Genomic DNA, 23,643 nt, shown 5'->3' with positions numbered 1-23,643 from the left:
CCCGGCGGCTTTTTCAAGCGGCCGGGCGTTTCTGATTCCTCCGGGACTGAAGGTACGAAACCGGAGGAAAGACGACTGTCGGCGGGCTTTCCCGTCGATAGATCGCACTCCCGCTTCGTCTTGGGACGGAGCCCCGGCAATCGCCGGAACCCTGTCCGCATCGCGGTCTGCCGGTGGTTGATCAACGGCGGTATCGCAGATGCGAGACTAGCGGCGGAGAGGTTAAATTCTCTTAAACAATGCGGAGAGAATCTGGCGGAGATGGCGACATTTGGGCGTGGCCTCCCCTCACCCTGGCCCTCCCCCTGGCCCTCTCCCCGCTTGCGGGGCGAGGGGCAATGTGGCGGCGGCCGGATGAAGGGCTGACGCGGGCGTTGACCCCTTGGCTTACAGCATCACCCCAGCCGTGCCATATCGGCCCGGATGACGCTGCGCAGGTCGTCGATCGGCTTCAGCACGCCGCCATCCTCGTAGTGCCAGAAGGTCCAGCCGTTGCAGGCGTCAAAGCCCTGCACCTTGGCACCGAGGCGGTGGATGGAGCCGGCCTCGCCGCCGCTGGCGAGCGTGCCGTCGGCGCGCACGATGGCGCTGTGACGGCGGCGCGCGTCGGTGAGGATGGCGCCGGGCTTGATGAGGCCGCTTTCCACCAGCACGTTGAAGGCGACGCGGGGTTCGGCGCGCTTGCCGGTCATCACCGACAATGTGGCACCGCCGAGCGGCTCGACCGCCTCGATGCGGGCACGGGCCGCGTCGATATAGGTCTGTTCGCGCTCGACGCCGACATAATGGCGGCCGAGGCGCTTGGCGACGGCGCCGGTGGTGCCCGAGCCGAAGAACGGATCCAGCACGACATCGCCCGGCCGGGTGGAAGCCATCATGACGCGGGCGAGCAGGGCTTCCGGCTTCTGGGTCGGGTGGACCTTGTCGCCGTTCTCGTCCTTCAGGCGCTCTCCGCCCGAGCAGATCGGGAAGACCCAGTCGGACCGCATCTGCACGTCGTCGTTTGCCGCCTTCAGGGCGTCGTAGTTGAAGGTGTAGCCCTTGCCCTTGGCGCTCGGGCTCGCCCAGATCAGCGTTTCATGCGCGTTCTGGAACCGGCGGCCCTTGAAATTGGGCATCGGGTTGGTCTTGCGCCAGACGATGTCGTTGAGGATCCAGAAATTCAGGTCCTGCAGGATGGCGCCGACGCGGAAGATGTTGTGGTAGGAGCCGATGACCCAGAGCGTGCCGGTGGGCTTCAGCACGCGGCGGCAGGCCAGAAGCCAGGCGCGGGTGAAGGCATCATAGGCTTCGAACGAGGCGAACTGGTCCCAGGCGTCATCGACGGCATCGACCAGCGACTGGTCCGGCCGGTGCAGGGCGCCGCCGAGCTGCAGGTTGTAGGGCGGATCGGCGAAGACGACATCGACCGAATTGTCGGGCAGCTTCTCGAGGGCGGAGACGCAATCGCCCTTGATGATGGTGTCGAGCCACCCGGATTCCCGGGCGGAACCGGCGGCGGGGGAGGTTTCAGCAGACAAAACGACGGAAGACTTCAGGGACACCATGACTACTCGCTGATACGCTGACTCTGGGACACATATTCTGCTGCTATGGTTACCGAGTTTGGTTACCAAAGGCTGAAGAGCCGCAAAACTTGCGCGAAAAACCGACGAATGGATCGATTGCGTGTTTTGCGCTAAGCGCGATCGCATGACAGCGCACCTCGATCGAAGACAGGTCATCGAGCGTCTCCGTGGCCAGGCGGAGGCGGTGCGCTCCTGTGGCGCGACATCGCTCTCCGTCTACGGTTCGGTGGCGCGCGACGAAGCCGGGGTAACGAGCGACATCGACCTCTTCATCGACGACGATCCTGCCAGCCGCTTCAATGCCTTCGATCTCATCGGCATCAAGCTGATGCTGGAAGAGCGCCTGGATTCGACCGTCGATATCACAACCCGGGATGGGCTCCACCCCATGCTGAAGGCGGATATCGAAGCCTCGGCCCTGCAGGTTTTCTCGTGGCACGCGATTTCCGACATGCGCTTTCAGACATGAACGACGCGATCCTCGGGATTCAGGCGGCGGCGGACGGAAACATCATCCGGCACGCATATCACGGGCTCTCCGACACGATCCTCCGGGGCGTCATCGTCGACGAAATCCCCGCTCTCGAACGCGCGGTTGCCGGGCTGCCGGCGCAGCATCCCCCGGCATAGGCATGGGCGCGTCCCTGCCGTCGTCCTGACATGGAAATTCGCTTTCCGTCGTTCGCGCATTGTCCCGCGCCGTCCCCTCGTGTAAAGCGCGGGGCATCCCCCATTCGTCCCCCATGCATCAGAGATTTTCCCATGTCCGGTATCGACCTCATCATCTTCGATTGCGACGGCGTGCTCGTCGATAGCGAGATCATCGCCTCCGAAGTCGAGGCGGCGCTCTTGACGGAGGCGGGCTATCCGATCTCCACCGAGGAGATGGCCGAGCGCTATGCCGGCATGACCTGGCAGAACACGCTGCTGGCGATCGAGCGCGAGGCGACCATCCCCCTCTCGGCGCGCCTGTTGTCGCGCCACAGCGAGATCCTCGAACAGCGGCTGAAGGACGATGTGCAGATCATCGACGGGGTCAAGGCGGCGCTGTCGCAGATCCGGCTGAAGACGTGCGTCTGCTCCAACTCCACCTCCGAGCGGCTGGCGATGATGCTCGGCAAGGTCGGGCTGAAGGACCTGTTCGGCCGCAACATCTTTTCCGCCCGCGACCTCGGCGAGGACCGCGTGAAGCCGAAGCCCGACATCTTCCTGCATGGCGCGGCGCAGATGGGCATCGACCCGTCGCGGGTGATCGTGGTGGAGGACTCGGTGCACGGCGTCCACGGCGCCCGCTCGGCCGGCATGCGCGTCATCGGCTTCACCGGGGCCTCCCACAGCTACCCCTCGCATGCCGACGCCCTGACCGAAGCCGGCGCCGAAACCGTCATCTCCCGCATGACCGCCCTGCCCGCCACCATCGAGGCGCTGGCCGAATGGTCGGAGGAGCTGGGAGCCTGATCGGGCCGTCGGAGGTTTCCGGCACGAAAAACGCGGCGACCGTTGGAACAGCCGCCGCGCACATTCGGTCTGACAATGCTGAGGCGATCGGGCCTTACACGATCAGGAAATCGGCCGCCGTCATCTTGAGATTGGCCGAGACTGTGGCAAACAGCACCGCAGCGGTGCCGTTCGCGCCGTCGGCATCGTAATAGATGTTGCCGGAGCTTGCCTGGTAGATGATGTGATCGTTGCTGTCGACGGCCTTGCCGGACGCGTTGATGACGAATTCTCCCGCGGCGAGAACGCCCGTCTTGGTGAACACCTTGAAGACCGCGTTTTCAAGCCGGATCGTATCGTCGGCGACGATGAAATCCTGGATGACATCGCGATTGGAGCCGCCATTCGGTGCGACATCGAACAGGAAGCTGTCCCTGCCGGCGCCGCCGAGCAACGTGTCGTTGCCGCCGCGTCCGGAGAGGAGATCGTTGCCCTCGTCGCCGCGCAGGAAATTGTCGCTCGCGCTGCCCAGAAGCGTGTCCGCCAATTCGGAGCCGCGCGCGCCTTCGATGCTGGTCAGCTTGTCCGCCTTGCCGAAGCCGTCGATCGCCGTGCCCTTGGTCAGGTCCACGGTCACGCCGCTTTCAGCACCACGGCGCACGTCGCGGTGATAGGTCACCATGTCGAAGCCGCCCTTGCCGTCGATCGTGTCCTTGCCGCCGAGCCCCATGAAGGTCTCGTCCCGCGAGGAGCCTGTCATCACGTCGGCGAAAATGGTGCCTCGGAACCCCTCGATGTTCTTGAAGGTTTCCTTGTTGCCGTACTGGTCGGTCACGGTGCCGGCGGCCGCGTCGAGCACGATACCGCGGAGACTGTCGCGATTGTAGTAGCTGTCCTGGAAGCTGATCGTGTCCCAGCCGGTGCCGCCGTCATAGCTGTCCTTGCCGCTCCCGCCTTCCATGAAGTCGTCGCCGGCGCCGCCCCGCATGACGTCATTGCCGTTGAAGCCGTACATGTCATCGCCGCCGGCCGAACCGGTGATCGTGTCGTTGCCCTTCATCAGCCATTCCTGGAAACCCCAGCTGTCATAGGCCTGCGTCGCATCGCTCAGGTCGGCAAACGACAGGCTGAGGCCCGAAATCGTCTGGAAAACCGTGCCGCTCTTGGTTTGCAGCTGAAGGCTCGTGACCGTGCCGGAGATCGGATCCTTCTGGCTGTCGAAGGAGAAGCCGGAGCCCAGAACCTTCAATTGAAGGCCGTTGTCGAGATCGTAGATCGCCTGTTTCGTCGTGCTCGAATTGTAGGTCACGCCGGATTCGTCGATATAGTCGGCCAAGGAAAAATTGTAGTCGCCGTTGAGCGGCGACTGATTTTTCGGAAAGAAATACGTCCAGACTGCCATGGTTGAAGCCCCCTTAACCCTTGCTTAAGGAAGTCTTAACATGCCCTGAAAAAAGGGAAAGCCCCATCATGAAAGCTTGGTTACCGGCCCCGAGAAAAAGCGCGTCACCCGCGCGTTCGCAGACGCGCCGGCAGCCGGGCTGCCGGCGAACGCCGTGGTCCGAACCCTACTTTTTTCTCTTGGCGGCAGGCTTGGCCGGGGCCGTGTCGAAGCCGACATAGACCTTGGCGAAGTCGCCGGCGCCGCCGTTGATGGGGGCGGATTTGGTGAAGATGAACTGCTGGGCGCCGGCGCCGGCCGCCACCGTGACCGGAAGCTGCGTCACCTCGGAGAACAGCGTGTTGTCGGCGTCGCTGGCGGTGACGCGGATGGGCAGGTTGATCGTGCCGGGGCCGCCGGCGGGACCGGTGGTGACGCGGCCCTGCACCACGACGGTGACGGTGAGCGTCGTATCGCTCTGCACGCACTGGCGGGTCGAGTCGGCGAGCGAGGCCTGGTAGACGATCTGCGTCGGATCGTCCTTGGCGCCCTTGGCATAGGTGCGATAGACCGAGGTCGCATCGCGCATCACGATCTGCGGGCACTTGGCCTGAATGACGGCGGGCGTGGCCGATGCCGCGCTGCCGCCGGCCTCGATCGCGCCGCCCGTATCCGGCGTGTTGCAACCACCGAGCGCCAAGAGACCGACACATGCCGCGATGCGGCTGACTGTTTGACCCACCATTCGAACTCGACCCCCTGTCGCTGCCCGCGCTCTCACGGCGCGTGTCTGTCGCTGTCCGCAGAGCCGGTCCCGTCTGCCGAAAGGCAGGCTTTCCAGTGCTGCGGCGATGGTCTATAGCAGCGGCGCGCCGGAAAATCGATTGGACAAGCGCGCCTTCCGGTCGATTTTTGCAAGGCCTGCCTCCGCCCCTGGCGTCCCGTCTCAGGGCTGGCGCCCGGGTTCTTCGGCAGCGTCGCCGGCCGGCACGAGACGAGGATGACGACCGTGAAGTATGTTTCGACCCGGGGCGAGGCCCCTGCGCTCGGTTTCAGCGATGCCCTGATGGCGGGCCTTGCCCGCGACGGCGGGCTCTATGTTCCGGAGACGTGGCCGACCCTGTCGAAGCGCGAGATCCGGGCGTTGCGCGGTCTCTCCTATCAGGACGTCGCCTTCCGCATCCTGCAGCTGTTCGTGGATGGCGAGATCGAGGATGCAACGCTGCGCGGCATGATCGACGAGGCCTATGCGACGTTTCGGCATCCGGCCGTGGTGCCGATCGTGCAGACCGGGCCGAACGCCTTCGTCATGGAGCTCTTCCACGGCTCGACGCTCGCCTTCAAGGACGTGGCGATGCAGCTGCTCGCGCGGCTGATGGACCATGTGCTGGCCACCCGCAACACGCGCGCCACCATCGTCGGCGCGACCTCGGGCGATACCGGCGGTGCCGCGATCGACGCCTTTGCCGGGCGCGACCGCACCGATATCTTCATCCTGTTTCCGCACGGCAAGGTCTCGCCGGTGCAGCAGCACCAGATGACGACGTCGAAGGCGTCAAACGTCCATGCGATCGCGATCCGCGGCAATTTCGACGATTGCCAGACGCTGGTCAAAGACATGTTCAACGACACGGCGTTCCGCGACCACGTGCACCTGTCGGGCGTCAATTCGATCAACTGGGCGCGCATCATGTCCCAGATCGTCTATTACTTCACGACGGCGGTAGCGCTGGGCGGGCCCGATCGCAAGATCGCCTTCACCGTTCCCACGGGCAATTTCGGCGACATCTTCGCGGGTTACGTGGCGATGAAGATGGGGCTGCCGATCGCGCGCCTCGTGGTGGCGACCAACGAGAACGACATTCTCGCCCGCACGCTGAAGACCGGGCGCTACGAAATGCGCGACGTGCGCGCGACCACCTCGCCCTCGATGGACATCCAGATCTCCTCCAATTTCGAACGGCTGCTGTTCGAGGCCTTCGACCGGGACGCGGGCAAGGTGCGCGCGGCCATGGGCGGGCTGAAGCAGTCGGGCGCCTTCGAGATCGAGGAGAAGGCGCTGAAGAGGATCCGCGGCCTGTTCCGCGCCGGACGGGCGACCGAGAAACAGGTCGCCGACACCATCGCGAAGACGCTCGAAGAGACCGGCTATCTGTTCGATCCGCACAGCGCCATCGGCGCCTTCGTTGCCGCCAAGCATATGAAACCCAACGCACCTATGGTGACGCTGGCCACCGCGCATCCGGCCAAATTCCCCGCCGCAGTAAAATCGGCCAGCGGTATTGACCCGGCGCTTCCGACGTGGCTTGCTGACCTGATGGACAGGGAGGAGCGCTTCGACATTCTGGATCCCGAGCTGAAAGCCGTCGAGGCCTATATCGGCGAGCACGCGCGTATCCGGAACTAGTGCGCAGAAAGACCGATGATGAAAGTTGAGTGCACCCGGCTTGCCTCCGGGCTGACGGTCGTTACCGAAACCATGCCGCACCTGGAAAGCGTCGCGCTCGGCACGTGGATCAAGTCCGGCTCCCGCGACGAGACCATGTCGGAGCATGGCATCGCCCATCTGCTGGAGCACATGGCCTTCAAGGGAACGGCCTCGCGCTCGGCGCGCGACATCGCCGAGCAGATCGAGAATGTCGGCGGCGAGGTGAACGCCGCGACATCGACCGAGACGACCTCCTATTACGCCCGCGTGCTGAAGGACGACACGACGCTCGCCATCGACATCCTCGCCGACATCCTGACCGAGTCGTCCTTCGACGAGGACGAGCTGGAGCGCGAGAAGAACGTCATCCTGCAGGAAATCGGCGCGGCGAACGACATGCCCGACGACGTGGTGTTCGACCGTTTCGCCGAAACCGCCTTTGCCGACCAGATCGTCGGCCGGCCGATCCTCGGCACGCCGGACACGGTGATGTCGTTCTCCTCCGACCAGATCCGCAGCTATCTCGGCCGCAACTACACGACCGACCGCATGTTCGTGGTGGGTGCCGGCGCCGTCGATCACGATGCCTTCGTGGCGCAGGTCGAGGCGCGCTTCGCCGCCCTGCCGCAGCAGCCGGCGGAGGCGCCGATCCTCGAAAAGGCCCGCTATACCGGCGGCGACACGCGCGAGGACCGCGACCTGATGGACGCGCAGGTGCTGCTCGGCTTCGAGGGCAAGGCCTATCATGCGCGCGACTTCTACTGTTCGCAGATCCTCGCCAATATTCTCGGCGGCGGCATGTCCTCGCGGCTCTTCCAGGAAGTGCGCGAGCATCGCGGCCTCTGCTATTCGGTCTATGCGTTCCACTGGGGCTTTTCCGACACCGGCATCTTCGGCGTCCACGCCGCGACCGGCGGCGAGAACCTGCCGGAACTGATGCCGGTCATCATCGAGGAGCTGCGCAAGTCGGCCGACCGCATCGAGCAGCAGGAAATCGACCGCGCCCGCGCGCAGATCCGCGCCCAGCTGCTGATGGGCCAGGAGAGCCCGGCCGCCCGCGCCGGCCAGATCGCCCGGCAGATGATGCTCTACGGCCGGCCCATTCCCAACGAGGAACTGATGGAGCGGCTGTCCGGCATCACCGTCGAGCGGCTGACCGACCTTGCCGGCCGGCTGTTCTTCGAGACCGTGCCGACGCTTTCGGCCATCGGCCCCGTCGACAAGCTGGCGCCCATGGCGGACATTCTCGGCGGACTGACCAAGGCCCCGGCCCTGCCGCGCGCGGCCAACGGCTGAACTCATCCCGGCGCACCCGCGCCGGCACCTTCGCCTTCATCATCCCGGCGCGCCCGCGCCGGGCCCTTCCCTTTCCTCATCCCGGCCGTGCGGAGGCGTTCATGACACGATCGGTGTTTCGGTTCCTGTCACGACAGCCGGACCCGGTCAGGATCGAGAGCGACGCCCATCTGTTGCGCCTGCCGCGCGGCTCCGACTATCGGCAATGGTTCGCGCTGCGCCGGGAAAGCCGGCCGTTTCTGGAGCCCTGGGAGCCGACCTGGCGGGCGGAGGAGATGACCGAGAGCGCCTTTCGCGCCCGGGCGGTGCGCAGCGAGCAGGAGTTCCAGTCCGGCCAGGCCGTGCCCCTGTTCGTCTTCGCGCGCGAGACCGACACGCTGCTCGGCGGTCTCACAATCGGCTATATAAGGCGCGGCGCGGCGCAGTGCTGCATGATCGGCTACTGGATGGGCGAGCGTTTCGCCGGCCAGGGACATATGTCCGCGGCGGTCAGGCTCTCCATCCCCTACATCTTTTCGACCCTTCAGTTGCACCGTATCGAGGCAGCCTGTATTCCGGAAAACGACAGGAGCATCCGGCTCCTTGAAAAGGCCGGCTTTCATCGCGAAGGCTACCTGCGTGAGTATCTCAAGATCAATGGGCAGTGGCGCGACCACCTGATCTTCTCCCTTCTTTCGCGTGACATCGCGCCCAACAGGACTGCTAGCGAGTGACCTACCCCTTCCGTCCGACGCGTCTGCCGTCGATCCGCAGGCTGCCCGGGCTGATGCTGGCCCTGGTGCTGGCGATGACGTGGCTCGGTGCGGGTCTGGCCCATGCCATCGAGCCCGTGAAGATCTCGCGCGAGGACACAGCGCTCGATCTCACCGCGACCACCGAGATCTAYACCGGCCGCGGCGAGGCCTTTCAGGTATCGACCGCGCCCGGCACTGACGGCATCGTGCGGCGCATCGAGGTGCGCTCCAGCGCCGAGAACCACCAGGGCGACTGGGCGGTGTTCGCGCTTGCCAACGTGTCCGAAGAGCAGCTCGACCGGGTGATCGTCGCGCCGCATTTCCGGCTGGTGAACTCGAAGATCTTCTGGCCGGACCTCGGCTCGAAGCGCATCCTCTCCATCACCCCGTCGGAAGGCTTCGCGCTCGACCGGCAGCCGAGCGAGGAAGCCGACGTCTTCCGCATCACGCTCAATCCGGGCTCAGTCATCACCTTCGTCGCGGAGCTGGCGACGCCCGACCTGCCGCAGATGTATCTCTGGGAGCCGGACGCCTACAAGGACACGGTCAACGCCTTCACGCTCTATCGCGGCATCGTGCTCGGCATTGCCGGCCTGCTCGCCGTGTTCCTGACCATTCTCTTCGTCGTCAAGGGCACCTCCATGCTGCCGGCGACGGCCGCGCTGGCCTGGGCGGTGCTCGCCTATATCTGCGTCGATTTCGGCTTCCTGTCGAAGCTGATCGCGATCACGGCCGGGGACGAGCGCATCTGGCGGGCGGGCACCGAGGTGTTTCTCGCCGCGGGGCTCGTGATCTTCCTCTTCACCTATCTGAACCTCAACCGCTGGCACCAGCATCTGTCCTATGCGACGCTCGCCTGGGTCCTCGGTCTCGGCCTGCTCTTCGGCGTGGCGATCTACGATCCGGCGATCGCGGCGGGCATCGCGCGCATCTCGTTTGCGCTGACCGGCACGGCCGGCATCTTCCTCATCGCCTATCTCGGGCTCAACCGCTACGACCGCGCCATCCTGCTCGTTCCCGCCTGGCTGCTGACGCTGGTCTGGCTGTTCGGCGCATGGCTGACGGTCACCGGCAGGCTTTCCAACGACATCGTCCAGCCGGCGCTCGGCGGCGGGCTCGTGCTGATCGTGCTGCTCATCGGCTTCACCGTCATGCAGCACGCCTTTGCCGGCGGCGCCTATAGCCAGGGGCTGTTCTCGGACCTCGAACGCCAGTCGCTGGCCCTGACGGGCTCGGGCGACACCGTGTGGGACTGGGACGTGGCGCGCGACCGGGTGGTGACCATTCCCGACGTGTCGCAGCAGCTCGGCCTGACCCCCGGCGCCATGCACGGCCCTGCCCGCAACTGGCTGCCGCGGCTGCACCCCGACGACCGCGACCGTTTCCGGGCGACGCTCGACATCCTGCTCGAGCACCGCCGCGGCCGCCTCAACCACGATTTCCGCATTCGCGCCGAAGACGGGCATTACCACTGGCTGTCGATCCGCGCGCGGCCGGTGCTGGGCGCCAACGGCGAGATCATCCGCTGCGTCGGCACGCTGGTGGATATCACCGAGCAGCGCAATTCGCTCGACCGCCTGCTGCACGATGCGCTGCACGACAACCTGACCGGCCTGCCCAACCGCCAGATCTTCCTCGACCGGCTGCAATCGATTCTGGCGCTGGCGCCGGGTTCCAACGGCGTGCGCCCGACGGTGATCGCCATCGACATCGACCGCTACAAGCAGAACGTCAACGACGTGCTGGGGATCGCGGCCGGCGACAACATCCTGATCGCGCTGACGCGGCGGCTGCGGCGGCTGTTGAAGCCGCAGGATACGCTGGCGCGGCTCGGCGGCGACCAGTTCGGCCTGATCCTCATTTCGGAGCGCGACCCGGCCAAGGTGGCGGATTTCGCCGAGGCGATCAGCCGGGCGATCATGGTGCCGATCAGCTTCGGCAATCGCGAGATCAGCCTGACCGCCTCCGTCGGCCTCGTCTCCTGGGTGGACCAGAGCCAGAGCGCCGCCGGCCTGCTGGACGACGCGGAGCTGGCCATGTTCCGCGCCAAGAAGGCGGGCGGCAATCGCGTCGAGCCCTATCGGCCGGCCTTCCGCACCTCGGGCACGGACCGGCTGCAGCTCGAAACCGACCTGCGCCGCGCCATCGAGCGCAACGAGCTTTCCCTCGTCTACCAGCCGATCGTGCGGCTGAACGATGCGGAGATCGCCGGCTTCGAGGCGCTGATGCGCTGGGACCACCCGAAGCGCGGCAGCATTCCGCCGTCCGAATTCATTCCGATCGCCGAGAGTTCCGAGGTCATCAACCAGCTCGGCCTGTTCGCCTTCGAGCGGGCGACGAGCGATCTGGGCGAATGGCAGATCCAGACGGGGCAACTGCCGATCTTCGTCTCGGTCAACCTGTCGAGCGGCCAGCTGCTCAACAACGACCTGCACGACGACATCCGCGCGATCCTGCACAAGAATCGCTGCGATCCCGCGCAGATCATGGTCGAGCTGACCGAATCGCTGATGATGGAAAACCCGGAACAGGCGCGCCTCGTGCTGCAGAAGCTGCGCGACAGCGGGCTGAAGCTGGCGCTGGACGATTTCGGCACAGGCCACTCGTCGCTCGCCTATCTTACGCGCTTCCCGTTCGACACGATCAAGATGGACAAGGCGCTGGTGAAGGACGAGAGCGACAAGCGCACCATCCTGCTGCGCTCGGTCATCAACATGGCGCGCGAGCTGGACATGCAGGTGGTGGCCGAAGGCATCGAATCCGAGGAGGATGCGATCCAGCTCGGACAGATGGGCTGCCACTTCGGTCAAAGCTTCCTCTTCGGCCCGCCGATCGCCTCGGATCTGATCCAGCGGCTGCTGAAGGAGCGGTTTCCGTTGATGAAAAGGGCATGAGGGGTGAGTAGTGAGTAGTGAGTAGTGAGTAGTGAGTAGTGAGTAGTGAGTAGTGAGTAGTGAGTAGTGAGTAGTGAGTAGTGAGTAGTGAGAAATCATCGCAAATGACAACTCACAATATGATATTTACGACTTACCGATCACTGCTCACTACTTACTAATTCTGCTCACTACTCACCAATTCTGATCACGGCTTACTACTCACTGATCACCGATCACCACCTTACGCTGCTTCCGGCGCCTGCACCGGCGGGGCGACCATGGCGAGGTTTCCCTGGCCGGCCTTGTGGATCAGGCGGTTGAGGAATTCGAGTTTCTGGACGACCGGGATCGAGAGGACGAAGGGGTAGCTGTCGGTCTGGCCCATCGAGCGCTGGATGCTGTTGAGCGCCACGCTCAAGGGGACCCAGGCATCGACCAGCGTCTGCGCGTCGCGGACGTTGTAGGGGTCGAAATCGACTTCGGCGGCCATTTCCTCGTGGCGGCGCGGGTCGGTGGAGAGACCGAAGGCGCGGGCGGTTTCGAGCGTATCCACGATATGGAAGAAGTGCGCCCAGCACTCGGCGAAATCTTCCGAGGGGTGGCAGCTGGCATAGGTGGAGATGAAGCGGTTCTGCCAGTCGATCGGCGGTCCCTGCTCGTAATTGCGCTGAAGCGCTGCGGCGTAGTCCTCGCGTTCATCGCCGAACAGGGCGCGGGCTTCGGCCAGCGTTTCTTCATCGCGGCAGAGCTGCGCAAAGTAGAAATGGCCGATCTCGTGGCGGAAATGGCCGAGCAGCGTGCGATAGGGCTCGCCCATGGAAACGCGGATGCTTTCGCGCGTGGCATCGTCGGCTTCCGCGGCGCGCAGGCTGATCAGGCCATCCTCATGGCCGGTCATCGCGGCCTGGATGATGTTGCCATTGGCATCGACCTCGTCGGCGAGGAAATCGAACACCAGTCCGCCCTGCGGATCGGCATCGCGGCCGGGACGCGGCAGGTTCCAGCGCAGGATCGAATAGAACAAATGCCGCTGCGCCTGGCCGATCTTCTGCCAGCGCTGCACGCCTTCCGGATTGTCGGTGACGGGAACGATGTGGTTGTAGCTGCAGGCGACGCAATAGGTGTTCTGGCTACCGGCGGGGACGAGCCAGTTGCAGATGTCGTTCATGGCATTGGCGCAGAAGCGCACGGCCGTGTCGGTGTTGCCGATGACGCTCCACTGGTCGCCGCCGGCCGGGGCCAGCGCCCGCATGCTCAGCGTCCCGCTGTCGAAGCCGAGGCGCGATCCGCAATTCACACAGGTTCGATTGTCGAAATGGACGGAATTTCCGCAATTGCTGCACGTAAAGAGCTTCATGGTGGTTTCGTCCCTGCGCCGTCCCTCAAAGGATGGCCCTTGTTTGATGTGGCTTGGCAGCGCGGCCTTTTGCATGCCCCGTCTTCGCTGCCCTCTCAATAGTGTCTGCTGAAATAATGTCGGTGTATGCCGTGGCGAAAGAGCCATCGGCTGATGAAGACGACCGCCTGACGAGGAAATGCCCGCCGGCGCGAAGCACAGCGGGCATTCGGCGCACGTCGCCATCCAGTTGAACCCGTCAGGACGGCGACGGTTGCGCACCTCGGTGCTACGGGATCGACCGTAGCGAAACTTTGTTACAGGCGATCGACGGCACCCTTGACGGTGTCCTTGGCCTTGCCGGATGCCTGCTGGACTTCGCCCTTGACTTCCTGTGCCTTGCCTTCGGCCTGCAGGCGCTCATTGTCGGTCATCTTGCCGACGCCCTGCTTGATGTTGCCTGCTGCCTCGTTGGCGAGACCGGATACCTTGTCGGACATGCTACCCATGTGCATAACTCCCTGTCTTGGCGGCGCCGCTTGATTGCTGTGCCGCTTGCCCTGAAAACGGGGCGTCGGACAAAATGTTCCGCGATTAGTTCATGAGAAAGTCGGAAAGTCTTCGCTTTCTTAGACAGGTGATGGGCGCGTGAAGCGACCGCGCCCACGCGCGCGCCGACACGCCGTCAGGCGTGGCCGGCGGTCATGGAGAGCATGGCGGGGGCGACGCCCATGGCGGCGAGCGTGCGGTCGTATTTGTCGCCGAGGTCGCGATCGAAGATCAGGTCCTCATTGGCCGGGCAGGTCAGCCAGCCATTGTTGGCGATCTCGGCTTCCAATTGTCCTGCGCCCCAGCCGGCATAGCCGAGCATCATCATGGCGCGGGCGGGGCCGGCGCCGCGGGAGATCGCGCGCACGATGTCGAGCGTCGCCGTCAGGCAGATGTCGTCATTGACCGGAATGCTCGATTCGCTGAGATAATCGTCGGAGTGGAGGACGAAGCCGCGGCCGGTCTCGACCGGGCCGCCGGTCTGGATCTGGAACTCGCGCGTGCGCTCCGGCAGGCGGATCGCCTGCAGGCGATCGACGATTTCGAGATGCAGGAGCACGTCGGGGAAGGTCAGTTGCTGCGGGCGGTTGAGAATGAAGCCCATCGCGCCATCGTCGGAATGCGCGCAGACGAAGATCACCGTGCGCGCGAAATTGGTGTCGGGCATGCCGGGCATGGCAATCAGGAATTGCCCATCCAACATGCCCCGTTCGCGGTTCTTCTGGAATGTCGCCATCATGGTGCCCGTACCCTTGTTTTCGGTTGAGATCTGTCCCGCCTTCTCGCTGCCGACTGTTACCTGTTTCCTGCTTCTCTGTTTCCTGCTTCCCTGGTCGCCGTCTCGCCCATGCCCCGGCGATGCCCCGGCGGCGGAACCGTCTTCGCCTTTGACGAATCCGGTTTCCCGACCTTCGTTCCGCGCCTCATTCCCTGAAGGCGAGAAAAAGCAGTGATGCCGCTCTCGCGTCTTCAAGAAAAAGTGCGTGACTTTGCCGTGGTCCCGCACGCTGCCGATCTTCTCCGAACCCGGCAAAAGCGCTATGGCTCTGTCGATGATCGCACGCCGTATCGCGCAGAGTTTGACGGATTCAGCCCGTGTGGCAACCCTTTCCGCCGTCTTTTTTTTCAGCTGTGCGGCCTTCGCCGGCACGGCCTTTGCGGCGCGCAGCGCCTGGGTGGAAACGGTCGGCGGCGGCATCCGGCTGGTGACCGGCGCCCGCCTCGACGACGGCACGCTGCCGGCCATGCTGGAGATCCGGCTGGAGCCGGGCTGGCGCACCTATTGGAGCGATCCGGGATCGAGCGGCATTCCCCCGGAGGTGACGATCACCGCGACGGGACCGGGTTCCGAAAGCTTCGTCTCGTCCGGCCTGCGGCTTCCGGCGCCCAAGCGCTTCGCGGAAGGCGATCTCGACTATGCCGGCTACGACCAGCCGGTCGCCTTTCCGCTGTTCCTGAAGACCGCGCCTGGCGCGCCCGAGGCGCTGACGCTGGAGGCATCGGTGTTTCTCGGCATCTGCAAGAGCATCTGCATTCCCGTGCAGGCGACGCTCGATGTGCGACTTTCCGGCGATGCGTCCGACAATCCGCTGGACACGGCGCGCGTGCGCTCGGCCTTCGCCGCCCTGCCCGCCGCGCCGAGGCCGGATTTCGCCGTGGCCGAGGCGCGTTTCGATGAGGCGGGTAGCGAGATCGCGCTGGCGCTGACGCTGCCGCACGGGGCGACGCTGTCGGATGTTTTCCTGGCCGCGCCGTCGGGCTATGTCTTCAGGCGGGCGACGAGCCGGGTCGATGCGGCGGGGCTGACGCAGGTGCGGATCGCCGCCAAGCGGCCGGCCAAGGCCTCGGGCCTCCCGGCCGGGGGCGCAATCCGCGCGACGATCAGCGTGAAGGGGCCGAGCGGGATGAGCGCCATCGAAACGCCGCTTGTCTTCAAGCCCTGACAATCTATATCCTCGCTCTGCGCCTGTCCGGCGCACGGATTTTCCACGGAGCCCGACCGCGCTCCGCGCCGTCATTCGAGCCCCTTCCCCAGACACAAGTGAGGACCTGCCTTTGACCATTTCGATCGGCGACAAGATTCCATCCGCGACCTTCAAGGAAAAAACCGTCGACGGCCCGGTGGAGGTGACCACCGATGCGCTGTTTTCCGGCAAACGCGTCGTGATCTTCGGCGTCCCCGGCGCCTTCACGCCGACCTGCTCGCTCAACCATCTGCCCGGCTATCTTGAAAACCGCGACGCGATCCTCGCCCGCGGGATCGACGACATCGCCGTCGTCGCCGTCAACGACATCCACGTGATGGGCGCCTGGGCCACCGCTTCGGGCGGCATGGACAAGATCCACTTCCTCTCCGACTGGGACGCAGGCTTCACCAAGGCGCTCGGCCTCGACATCGACCTGTCGGCCGGCACGCTCGGCCTGCGCTCCAAGCGCTATTCGATGCTGGTGGACGATGGCGTGGTGAAGACGCTGAACATCGAGGAGAGCCCGGGACAGGCGACCGTGTCCTCGGCAGCGACCATGCTGGAGCAGATCTGAGGGTTTGCGACAATCGGCAGCGGCAGCCCCTCATCCGGCTGCCGCCACCTTCTCCCCGCTTGGCGGGGAGAAGGGACTTGGGGTGCCTGCTTTGCCCCCCTCGGAAACCGTTCGACCCTCTCGAAAACCTGCAAGAGGTGAGCGAGCGTATGCGGCTTGCCCCCTTCTCCCCGCTTGGCGGGGAGAAGGTCGCGGCAGCGGGATGAGGGGCGGGCCGCGCGTTCGACGGCCGCGACACCCGACATCTCACCCCAGCTTGACCGCCCGCTTCGTCTTGAACGGCTCCATGCCCTTGCGGGCCAGTTCGTCGGCGCGTTCGTTTTCCGGGTGGCCGGCGTGGCCCTTGACCCAGTGCCAGGTGACCTTGTGGGTGCGGTTGGCGGCGTCGAGCGCCTGCCAGAGTTCGCCGTTCTTCACCGGCTTGCGGTCGGCGGTCTTCCAGCCGTTCTTCTTCCAGCCGTGGATCCATTTCATGATCCCGTCCATGACGTATTTGCTGTCGGTGTGCAGGTCCACCTCGCAGGGCTCCTTCAGCGAGGTGAGCGCGGTGATGGCGGCGAGCAGTTCCATGCGGTTGTTGGTGGTTTCCGCCTCGCCGCCGCACAGGTCCTTTTCGGTCTCGCCATAGCGCAGCACGGCGCCCCAGCCGCCGGGACCCGGATTGCCCGAGCAGGCGCCGTCGGTGAAGATGTCGATGTGTTTCATGCGTCGGGTTCCGAAATCGTCAGGCCATATTCGAGCGCCGAGGTCACCGAGCGGTGAAACTGCAGCTTGCGGAGATATTCGAGCGGATCCTTCTTGACCACCAGCGCGCCGGCCGGCGTCGTCAGCCAGTCGTAGAGCCGCGTCAGGAAGAAGCGCAGGGCCGAGCCGCGGGCCAGCAGCGGCAAGGCCGCGATCTCGCCGGGCGTGAGCGGGCGCACCGACTGGTAGCCGGACAGCAGCGCCATGCCCTTGGTCATGTTGAAGGACCCGTCCTTCTCGAAGCACCAGGCATTGAGGCAGATCGAGACGTCGTAGGCGAGAAGATCGTTGCAGGCGAAGTAGAAGTCGATCAGGCCCGAGAGGTTCTCGCCGAGGAAGAACACGTTGTCCGGGAAGAGATCCGCATGGATGACGCCGGCCGGCAGATCGGACGGCCAGTTCGCTTCGAGATGGTCGAGTTCGGCAGCGATCTCGGTGGCGATACCCGTCTGCACCGCGTCGGCGCGATCCCGGGCCTTGTCCCAGAGCGGCCGCCAACCCGAGACCGACAACGCGTTTTTCCGCGACAGGGCAAAGCCCTCGCCCGCGACATGCATCTCGGCCAGCGCCCGGCCGACCTCGCGGCAATGGGCCGCTTCCGGCTTGCGCAGCCACATGCCTTCGAGGAAGGTGATCATGGCGGCGGGGCGGCCCGACAGCGTGCCGAGCAGGGCGCCGTCGCCACGCGCCAGCGGCAGCGGGCAGTTCAGCCCGCGATCGGCGAGATGCTGCATCAGGCCGAGGAAGAAGGGGAGATCGCCTGCATCGACGCGCTTCTCGTAGAGCGTGAGAATATAGGCGCCGGTGGTGGTGTGCAGCAGGAAGTTGCTGTTCTCGACGCCTTCGGCGATGCCCTTGTAGGAGGTGAGTTCGCCCACCGCGTAGGGTCCGAGAAACTGCTTGAGGTCGTCCTCGGAGATATCGGTATAGACGGCCATGTCGGGGAGCCTTCAGGAATGGAGGGTGGGACGGAAGGCCCTCTCTGCCCTGCCGGGAGAGGACGCGCGGAGCGACCGCCGGATTTCAGTCGCCGTTGACGAAGGCCATGTCGGCCTGGGTCAGCGGCACGTGGCGCAGCTCGCGGTTGACGAGGAAATTCTCGGTTTCCTCGACCGTATCGGCCAGCTCCACCACCGCATCGTAGCGCGCGCGAAAGGCCTCGATGATCTCGTTGACGATGACCTCCGGCGCGGAGGCCCCGGCCGAAAGCCCGACCGTGCGGATGTCGCCGAGCGTGTCCCAGTCGATCTCCGCCGCGCGCTGCACCAGCACCGACTGGCGGGCGCCGGAGCGCAGGGCGACCTCGACCAGCCGCTTGGAATTGGAGGAATTGGGCGCGCCGACGATGAGGAACAGGTCGCAGCCGGGGGCGGCCTGCTTCACGGCCTCCTGCCGGTTGGTGGTGGCGTAGCAGATGCTGTCGGCGGCGGGCGCGGTGAGATGGGGGAAGCGCTCGTGCAGGCGCTTGATGACGCCGGCGGTGTCATCGACGGACAGCGTCGTCTGGGTGACGAAGCCGAGATTGTCGGGATCGGGCGGCGTGTAGGTATCGACGTCGTCGATGGTTTCGACCAGCGAGACGCTGCCCTCGGGCAGCTGCCCCATGGTGCCGATGACCTCCGGGTGGCCGGCATGGCCGATGAGCACGACATGGCGGCCCATGCGGTTGTGGCGCATGGCCTGCTTGTGCACCTTGGAGACCAGCGGGCAGGTCGCATCGAGATAGAAGAGATTGCGCTGGTCGGCATCGGCGGGCACGGATTTGGGCACGCCGTGCGCAGAGAAGACCACCGGCTGCTTGCGGTGCTCCGGCGGGATCTCATCCAGCTCTTCCACGAAGATCGCGCCCTTGGCCTCGAGCCCTTCCACGACATAGCGATTGTGGACGATCTCGTGCCGGACATAGACCGGGGCGCCGAATTCCTTGAGCGCCAGCACGACGATCTGGATGGCGCGATCGACCCCGGCGCAGAAGCCGCGCGGGCCGCAGAGACGGATGGTCAGCGCGGACTTTGAAGGTGCGGGCGCCTGCGAAGCGGGCGTTTCAGCGGGACGAAATTCCATGGGATCAGGCGCCAAGGCTTGTGAACGGGAGTGCGAGCATCACCGGACCGCCCGGCACCCGACAGGATGCGCGCATGGACCGGCCACGGTTCTATATAGCGGCGATGACGGCGCACACAAGAAAGAACAGCCGGAGATCAACGGATGTCGGGCGGCACCTCTGCCCGGGCCTTCCGCTCCTCGGCGCGCCTGCGGACGACGAACAGGCCGCTGACGACCACCAGCGCTGCGGCAAGGCCGTACCAGGTCAGGGCATATTGGAGGTGGCTGTTCGGCAGGTCGAACTGCGTGACGCCGCCGATCGGCAATCGGGCTGCACTCGCGCCGCCGGGATGGGGCGTCGCATCGGCATCGATGAAGAAGGGCAGCGTGCGCTCCGGAGACAGGCCCGACGCCGCCACCATGGCGCTCCAGTCCTTCCAGTAGAAAATATTCTTGGCGAGATCATTGTCCGGCACGACCCAGGAGGGTTTCGCATCCAGCCGGGCGCGGGCAAGGCCGGTGATGGTGACGGGACCCTCGGGCTGGCTCTCCGGCCGGGTGGCGGGCTCCTTCTGGTCATAGGGCACGAAGCCGCGATTGACGAGGACGGCGCGACCATCCCCAAGCATCAGCGGCGTATAGACGTAAAAGCCGGTCTGCCCGTCATAGGTCGCGAAGAAATGGCGTTCGCCGTCCTTGTCGAAAATGCCGGAGACGCGGACCGTGCGATATTCGATATCGGTGCCGGCTGCGGCCATCGCGGCGATGGCATCGATCTCGACGGGCGGGGCATGGCGGCGTTCGGCGATGGCCGCGAGCAGGCCCTCCTTCCACTGGAGACGCTGCATCTGCCAGGTGCCGAGCGAAACGAGCGCCGCAAACAGACCGAGCAGAAGCACGGCCGAGAGGACGCGGGCGACGGGCCCGTCCCGGCGACGGGTGGTGCCCGGCGATGCCAGGGGCAAGGGCTCAGCCACGGTCGATTTCGCCGGGCCGGGCATTGTTGCGATACTGCAGATCGATCAGGACGCCCTTCAGCATGCGCGTCAGCGCCAGCGAGAGCACGATGGCAAGCGGGATCCAGAGCAGGAAATGCAGCCAGAGCGGCGGGCTGTAATTGACCTCGGCCCAGAGCGCAGCGCCGACCGTGATGAAGCCGATGATGAGGATGACGAAGACCACGGGACCATCGCCCGCATCGGCGAAATCATAGTCCAGCCCGCAGGCGGCGCAGCGGGGGCGTAGCGCCAGATATCCGGCAAACAGCTTGCCCTCGCCGCAGCGCGGGCACCGGCCGCGCAGGCCCGCCTTGATCGGATCGACCGGCGGATAATGGGCGGTATCGTGACGGTCCGGTTCTACGCTCATGCCTCGCCCCTCTCGGCTTTTCGTGTGAAAGCCGGTTTACAACGGACGGCCGGCCGGGGATATCCCCTCGAGCGATGGACGGGTCGAAGACATGCACGATACTTTAGAAAAGCGCTGATCAGGGCTTTCACGCGATCACGCCGCCCGCGATTGCGGACGCCATTGTCGCACTGGGGACATCAGCGTCTCGCGATCGTCAAGACACAAGGCGCTTTGCGGGTCTTCTCGATGACCCATGCGGCACGGGGTCCGCGCCAAGCGCATTTCGCTTTGCACCCTGCAGCGCCGGCCGATCGTTTCAGGATCATCGGCGGCATTGCTGCGCTTCCGCCGGGTCGCGTCGATGGTTCGGCGCGCCGTTTCCGACGCGCCGACGTGGTGCTTAACCGGCGAGCGGCGCGCCCCAGCCGCCCCAGATGTAGATGGAGAAGAACAGGAAGAGCCAGACGACGTCCACGAAGTGCCAGTACCAGGCGGCGGCCTCGAAACCGAAATGCTGCTGGGGCGTGAAGTCGCCCTTCAGCGCCCGGATGAGGCAGACCGCGAGGAAGATGGTGCCGACCAGAACGTGGAAGCCGTGGAAGCCGGTCGCCATGAAGAAGGTGGCGCCGTAGATCGAGTCCTTGAAGGCGAAGGGGGCGTGGGCGTATTCGTAGCCCTGCACGAAGGAGAACAGCACGCCGAGGACGACGGTGAGCGTCAGGCCGCTGATAAGGCCCTTGCGGTCGCCGTGCAGCAGCGCATGGTGCGCCCAGGTGACGGTGGTGCCCGACAGCAGCAGGATGACCGTGTTGTAGAGCGGCAGGTGCCAGGGATCGAGAACCTCGATGCCCTTCGGCGGCCACTGGCCACCGGTGAAGGCCGTGCGGGTCGCCTGGATGGCCTCGCCCGGAAACAGGCTGGCATCGAAATAGGCCCAGAACCAGGCGACGAAGAACATCACTTCCGACGCGATGAACATGATCATGCCGTAGCGCAGATGCAGCGAGACGACGCGGGTGTGGTGGCCCTCATGGGCTTCCTTCACCGTATCCGCCCACCAGGCGTACATGGTGTAGAGCACGATCGCGAGACCGATGAAGAGGATCCAGGGATTGGCCCATTCGAGCCCGAACATCTTGAACGAGCCGCCGGAGAGATAGCGCATATAGGCGACGCCGCCGAAGGCCATGACGAAGGCGCCGATGGAGGCGAGCAGCGGCCAGGGGCTGGGATCGATGATGTGATAGTCGTGGTTCTTCTGATGCGTGTCGGCCATGTCGTTCTCCCCGTCGTCCCCTCGCCTGAAGCGGTGCGGTCTTGCCGCGCCACTCTTCCCGAACGCCCGCAAGATTACAAGTCTGCGTCCGGTCTCATGATCTGTTGCCGACCCGCCGTCGGCGGGTCTTTCGGTTTCCTGCCAGCGGCAGGTTCGGCCTGGCACCCGTCTGGGGCGCCGGCCGCTTAAAGCTTCCGGTCCGCCGTCGCGCCGTCCTGCGGCTTCAAGGCTGCGACCGGCTTTGACGGCTGGCGCGCATAGAAGGTGTAGGACAGGGTCAGCGTTCCGATGTCTTTCGTTTCCGCCGCCTTGACGATCTCGGGATCGACGAAGAAGACGACGGGCATTTCCAGTTCCTCGCCCGGCTGCAGCGTCGTCTCGGTGAAGCAGAAGCACTGGACCTTGTTGAAATAGGCGCCGCCCTGCATGGGCGTGACGTTGAAGACGGCCTGTCCGGTCGTGGGGACATCGGCGATGTTCTTCGCCTTGAACTCGACCTGCACCGTCTCGCCGATCTTCGGCGAGATCTCGCGCACGACCGGCGTGAACCGCCAGGGCAGATCGCCCGAGACATTGGCATCGAAGGTGACGCGGATGGTCTTGTCGAGAATGGTGTCGGAGGCCTGATCGACGCGCTTCGTCGTGCCGTTATAGCCGGTGACCTTGCAGAACATGTCGTAGAGCGGCACCGCGGCATAGGCCATGCCGACCATGCCCACCACGAAAGCGACGCAGGCACCGACGATCACGCCGTTGCGACGTTCGGGCTGGCCTGTCTTTGCCATGGGTGCTGTCGGTTGCCGTGTCATGGGCACCCTCTCCTACTGCGCGAGGCCGTTGGAAAATTTCACGAGCGTGACGACGTAGAACAGCGCCACCAGGCCGAAGAGCACGAGGCCGAGCGCGATGTTGCGGCCGCGGCGGGCGCGTTTCTGGGCGGGCGTGAGCGTGACGAGATCCATCAGAAGCCCTTTCCGAAGGCGGCGAGCAGCGCGACAACCGCGCGGTCGGCGAGCAGCGCCGAGAAGATCGCAAAGAGATAGACGAGCGAGAAGGCAAACAGCTTCTTGGCCGGCAGCATTTTCTCGTCCGTCTCGGGCATGGACTGCACCTTGATCGCGTACCAGACGAAGCCGAGGCCGAGCGCCAGCGCGACGGCGCCATAGCCGAGGCTCGCAAAGCCGAGCAGGGTCGGACAGATGCCGGCAACCGCGGTCAGCACGGCATAGACGAGGATGTGCACCTTGGTGGTGGGGATGCCGCGGACGTTCGGCAGCATCGGCACGCCGACCGCGCCGTATTCGCCCATCTTGAACAGCGCCAGCGCCCAGAAATGCGCCGGCGTCCAGAGGAAGATGATGAGGAACAGGACGACGCTCTCGACGGAAACGCCGCCGGTGACGCAGGCCCAGCCGATCATCGGCGGAAAGGCGCCGGCCGCACCGCCGATGACGATGTTCTGCGGCGTCGCCCGCTTCAGCCACATCGTATAGACGACGGCATAGAAGAAGATGGTGAAGGCCAGAAAGCCGGCGGCGAACCAGCCGACGACGAGGCCGAGGATACAGACCGAAAAGGCCGAGAGCGTGAGGCCGAAGCCGAGCGCTTCCTGGCCGGTGATGCGGCCCGACGGAATGGGGCGCGTCGCCGTGCGCTTCATCACGGCATCGATATCGGCATCGTACCACATGTTGAGCGCACCGGAGGCGCCGGCACCGACCGCGATGCAGAGGATGGCGACGAAGCCGATGAACGGATTGATCGCGCCCGGCGCGAGCACCATGCCGGCAAAGGCCGTAAACACCACGAGCGACATGACGCGGGGTTTCAGGAGCGCCCAGAAATCGCGCGCCGAGGCCTCCGACAGGCGGAGATCGCCGTGGTCGAGGTTTCCGGTGGTGTCGATGACGGTCATTCCGGTTTCTTTCTTCCAGCGTTTTCGGGTGGGGCTTTTGGGCCCGGCCCCGGTGAGGCATGCGGCCTGTGACGGCCCCTCACCTTAAGCCCTCTCCCCGCTTGCGGGGCGAGGGGACGTGCGCCCCAAGATTTGGGATGCGTCCCGATAGGTCACTATAGCACGA

The 23,643-nt window shown here is 65.1% G+C and carries 24 protein-coding genes; 9 read left to right on the top strand and 15 right to left on the bottom strand.

Annotated elements, in window-relative coordinates:
• Positions 1–395: 395 nt before the first annotated feature.
• Positions 396–1,547 carry a site-specific DNA-methyltransferase gene (locus ASG39_RS08880; RefSeq protein WP_062594647.1) on the bottom strand — a complete coding sequence of 384 codons (1,152 nt, stop codon included), beginning with the start codon at positions 1,545–1,547 and terminating at the stop codon, positions 396–398.
• Between the two features lie 145 nt (positions 1,548–1,692).
• Between ASG39_RS08880 and ASG39_RS08875 the strand changes: the two genes are divergently transcribed.
• The 3 genes from ASG39_RS08875 to ASG39_RS08870 all read left to right on the top strand — a co-directional run bounded on the left by ASG39_RS08875 (position 1,693) and on the right by ASG39_RS08870 (position 3,026).
• Positions 1,693–2,037, top strand: a complete 345-nt coding sequence (locus ASG39_RS08875) for a nucleotidyltransferase domain-containing protein (protein WP_062594646.1) — start codon at positions 1,693–1,695, stop codon at positions 2,035–2,037.
• A complete protein-coding gene (locus tag ASG39_RS23755) occupies positions 2,034–2,198 on the top strand; it encodes a DUF86 domain-containing protein (protein WP_244481185.1) in 165 nt (54 codons plus the stop codon). The genes ASG39_RS08875 and ASG39_RS23755 overlap by 4 nt, the downstream gene beginning before the upstream one ends.
• Positions 2,199–2,330: 132 nt before the next feature.
• A complete protein-coding gene (locus tag ASG39_RS08870; RefSeq protein WP_062594645.1) occupies positions 2,331–3,026 on the top strand; it encodes an HAD family hydrolase in 696 nt (231 codons plus the stop codon).
• Positions 3,027–3,120: 94 nt separating this feature from the next.
• On the opposite strand, the gene ASG39_RS08865 is transcribed toward ASG39_RS08870, so the two are convergent.
• Together ASG39_RS08865 and ASG39_RS08860 are read right to left on the bottom strand one after the other, a co-directional pair.
• Entirely contained in the window at positions 3,121–4,407 is a 1,287-nt protein-coding gene (locus ASG39_RS08865) for a calcium-binding protein (RefSeq protein WP_062594644.1), read from the bottom strand.
• A gap of 166 nt (positions 4,408–4,573) precedes the next feature.
• The gene (locus tag ASG39_RS08860; protein WP_062594643.1) at positions 4,574–5,131 is read right to left on the bottom strand and encodes a hypothetical protein; all 558 of its coding nucleotides are present in this window, start codon (positions 5,129–5,131) and stop codon (positions 4,574–4,576) included.
• Positions 5,132–5,386: 255 nt separating this feature from the next.
• Between ASG39_RS08860 and thrC the strand changes: the two genes are divergently transcribed.
• From thrC to ASG39_RS08840, 4 genes are all read left to right on the top strand, one after another.
• Positions 5,387–6,793: a threonine synthase gene (gene thrC / locus ASG39_RS08855; RefSeq protein ID WP_062594642.1), complete on the top strand. Its 1,407-nt coding sequence runs from the start codon at positions 5,387–5,389 to the stop codon at positions 6,791–6,793.
• A gap of 15 nt (positions 6,794–6,808) precedes the next feature.
• Positions 6,809–8,110, top strand: coding sequence for a pitrilysin family protein (locus ASG39_RS08850; protein ID WP_132534137.1), 1,302 nt, complete (start codon positions 6,809–6,811; stop codon positions 8,108–8,110).
• A gap of 101 nt (positions 8,111–8,211) precedes the next feature.
• Complete coding sequence (locus ASG39_RS08845) at positions 8,212–8,823, top strand: GNAT family protein (protein ID WP_062594641.1); 612 nt, start codon at positions 8,212–8,214, stop codon at positions 8,821–8,823.
• Between the two features lie 53 nt (positions 8,824–8,876).
• On the top strand, positions 8,877–11,738 hold the full coding sequence (locus ASG39_RS08840; protein WP_062594924.1) for an EAL domain-containing protein: 2,862 nt from the start codon (positions 8,877–8,879) through the stop codon (positions 11,736–11,738).
• 223 nt (positions 11,739–11,961) lie between these two features.
• Here ASG39_RS08840 and ASG39_RS08835 read toward each other — a convergent pair whose 3' ends face one another.
• From ASG39_RS08835 to ASG39_RS08825, 3 genes are all read right to left on the bottom strand, one after another.
• Positions 11,962–13,077 (bottom strand): putative zinc-binding metallopeptidase, encoded by a 1,116-nt coding sequence (locus ASG39_RS08835; RefSeq protein ID WP_062594640.1) that lies wholly within the window; start codon positions 13,075–13,077, stop codon positions 11,962–11,964.
• Between the two features lie 296 nt (positions 13,078–13,373).
• Positions 13,374–13,565 carry a CsbD family protein gene (locus ASG39_RS08830; protein ID WP_062594923.1) on the bottom strand — a complete coding sequence of 64 codons (192 nt, stop codon included), beginning with the start codon at positions 13,563–13,565 and terminating at the stop codon, positions 13,374–13,376.
• A 176-nt stretch (positions 13,566–13,741) separates the two neighbouring features.
• Positions 13,742–14,341, bottom strand: a complete 600-nt coding sequence (locus tag ASG39_RS08825) for a YqgE/AlgH family protein (protein WP_062594922.1) — start codon at positions 14,339–14,341, stop codon at positions 13,742–13,744.
• A gap of 361 nt (positions 14,342–14,702) precedes the next feature.
• On the opposite strand from ASG39_RS08825, the gene ASG39_RS08820 reads away from it, so the two are divergent.
• Both ASG39_RS08820 and ASG39_RS08815 read left to right on the top strand, forming a co-directional pair.
• Complete coding sequence (locus ASG39_RS08820) at positions 14,703–15,548, top strand: protein-disulfide reductase DsbD domain-containing protein (RefSeq protein ID WP_162242422.1); 846 nt, start codon at positions 14,703–14,705, stop codon at positions 15,546–15,548.
• Positions 15,549–15,660: 112 nt separating this feature from the next.
• Positions 15,661–16,146 carry a peroxiredoxin gene (locus ASG39_RS08815; RefSeq protein WP_062594638.1) on the top strand — a complete coding sequence of 162 codons (486 nt, stop codon included), beginning with the start codon at positions 15,661–15,663 and terminating at the stop codon, positions 16,144–16,146.
• 246 nt (positions 16,147–16,392) lie between these two features.
• On the opposite strand, the gene rnhA is transcribed toward ASG39_RS08815, so the two are convergent.
• From rnhA to ASG39_RS08770, 9 genes are all read right to left on the bottom strand, one after another.
• Positions 16,393–16,851: a ribonuclease HI gene (gene rnhA / locus ASG39_RS08810; protein ID WP_062594637.1), complete on the bottom strand. Its 459-nt coding sequence runs from the start codon at positions 16,849–16,851 to the stop codon at positions 16,393–16,395.
• The gene (locus ASG39_RS08805) at positions 16,848–17,828 is read right to left on the bottom strand and encodes a homoserine kinase (protein WP_062594636.1); all 981 of its coding nucleotides are present in this window, start codon (positions 17,826–17,828) and stop codon (positions 16,848–16,850) included. The genes rnhA and ASG39_RS08805 overlap by 4 nt, the downstream gene beginning before the upstream one ends.
• A gap of 85 nt (positions 17,829–17,913) precedes the next feature.
• Positions 17,914–18,954 carry a 4-hydroxy-3-methylbut-2-enyl diphosphate reductase gene (ispH, locus tag ASG39_RS08800; RefSeq protein WP_062594635.1) on the bottom strand — a complete coding sequence of 347 codons (1,041 nt, stop codon included), beginning with the start codon at positions 18,952–18,954 and terminating at the stop codon, positions 17,914–17,916.
• A 137-nt stretch (positions 18,955–19,091) separates the two neighbouring features.
• Entirely contained in the window at positions 19,092–19,937 is an 846-nt protein-coding gene (locus ASG39_RS08795) for an SURF1 family protein (protein WP_062594634.1), read from the bottom strand.
• Positions 19,906–20,304, bottom strand: a complete 399-nt coding sequence (locus ASG39_RS08790) for a DUF983 domain-containing protein (RefSeq protein ID WP_062594633.1) — start codon at positions 20,302–20,304, stop codon at positions 19,906–19,908. Before ASG39_RS08790 ends, ASG39_RS08795 begins: the two co-directional genes overlap by 32 nt.
• Before the next feature lie 382 nt (positions 20,305–20,686).
• Positions 20,687–21,562: a cytochrome c oxidase subunit 3 gene (locus ASG39_RS08785; protein WP_062594632.1), complete on the bottom strand. Its 876-nt coding sequence runs from the start codon at positions 21,560–21,562 to the stop codon at positions 20,687–20,689.
• 185 nt (positions 21,563–21,747) lie between these two features.
• Positions 21,748–22,371, bottom strand: coding sequence for a cytochrome c oxidase assembly protein (locus tag ASG39_RS08780; protein ID WP_244481184.1), 624 nt, complete (start codon positions 22,369–22,371; stop codon positions 21,748–21,750).
• Positions 22,372–22,383: 12 nt separating this feature from the next.
• A complete protein-coding gene (locus ASG39_RS24205; RefSeq protein ID WP_062594630.1) occupies positions 22,384–22,524 on the bottom strand; it encodes a hypothetical protein in 141 nt (46 codons plus the stop codon).
• Positions 22,524–23,477, bottom strand: coding sequence for a heme o synthase (locus tag ASG39_RS08770; protein ID WP_062594629.1), 954 nt, complete (start codon positions 23,475–23,477; stop codon positions 22,524–22,526). Before ASG39_RS08770 ends, ASG39_RS24205 begins: the two co-directional genes overlap by 1 nt.
• Positions 23,478–23,643: the final 166 nt, after the last annotated feature.

Source organism: Rhizobium sp. Leaf371 (assembly GCF_001424045.1).
GTDB lineage: Bacteria > Pseudomonadota > Alphaproteobacteria > Rhizobiales > Rhizobiaceae > Ferranicluibacter.
The sequence above is the reverse complement of the archived record's forward strand: the minus strand, read 5'-3'. Positions and strand labels throughout refer to the sequence as shown.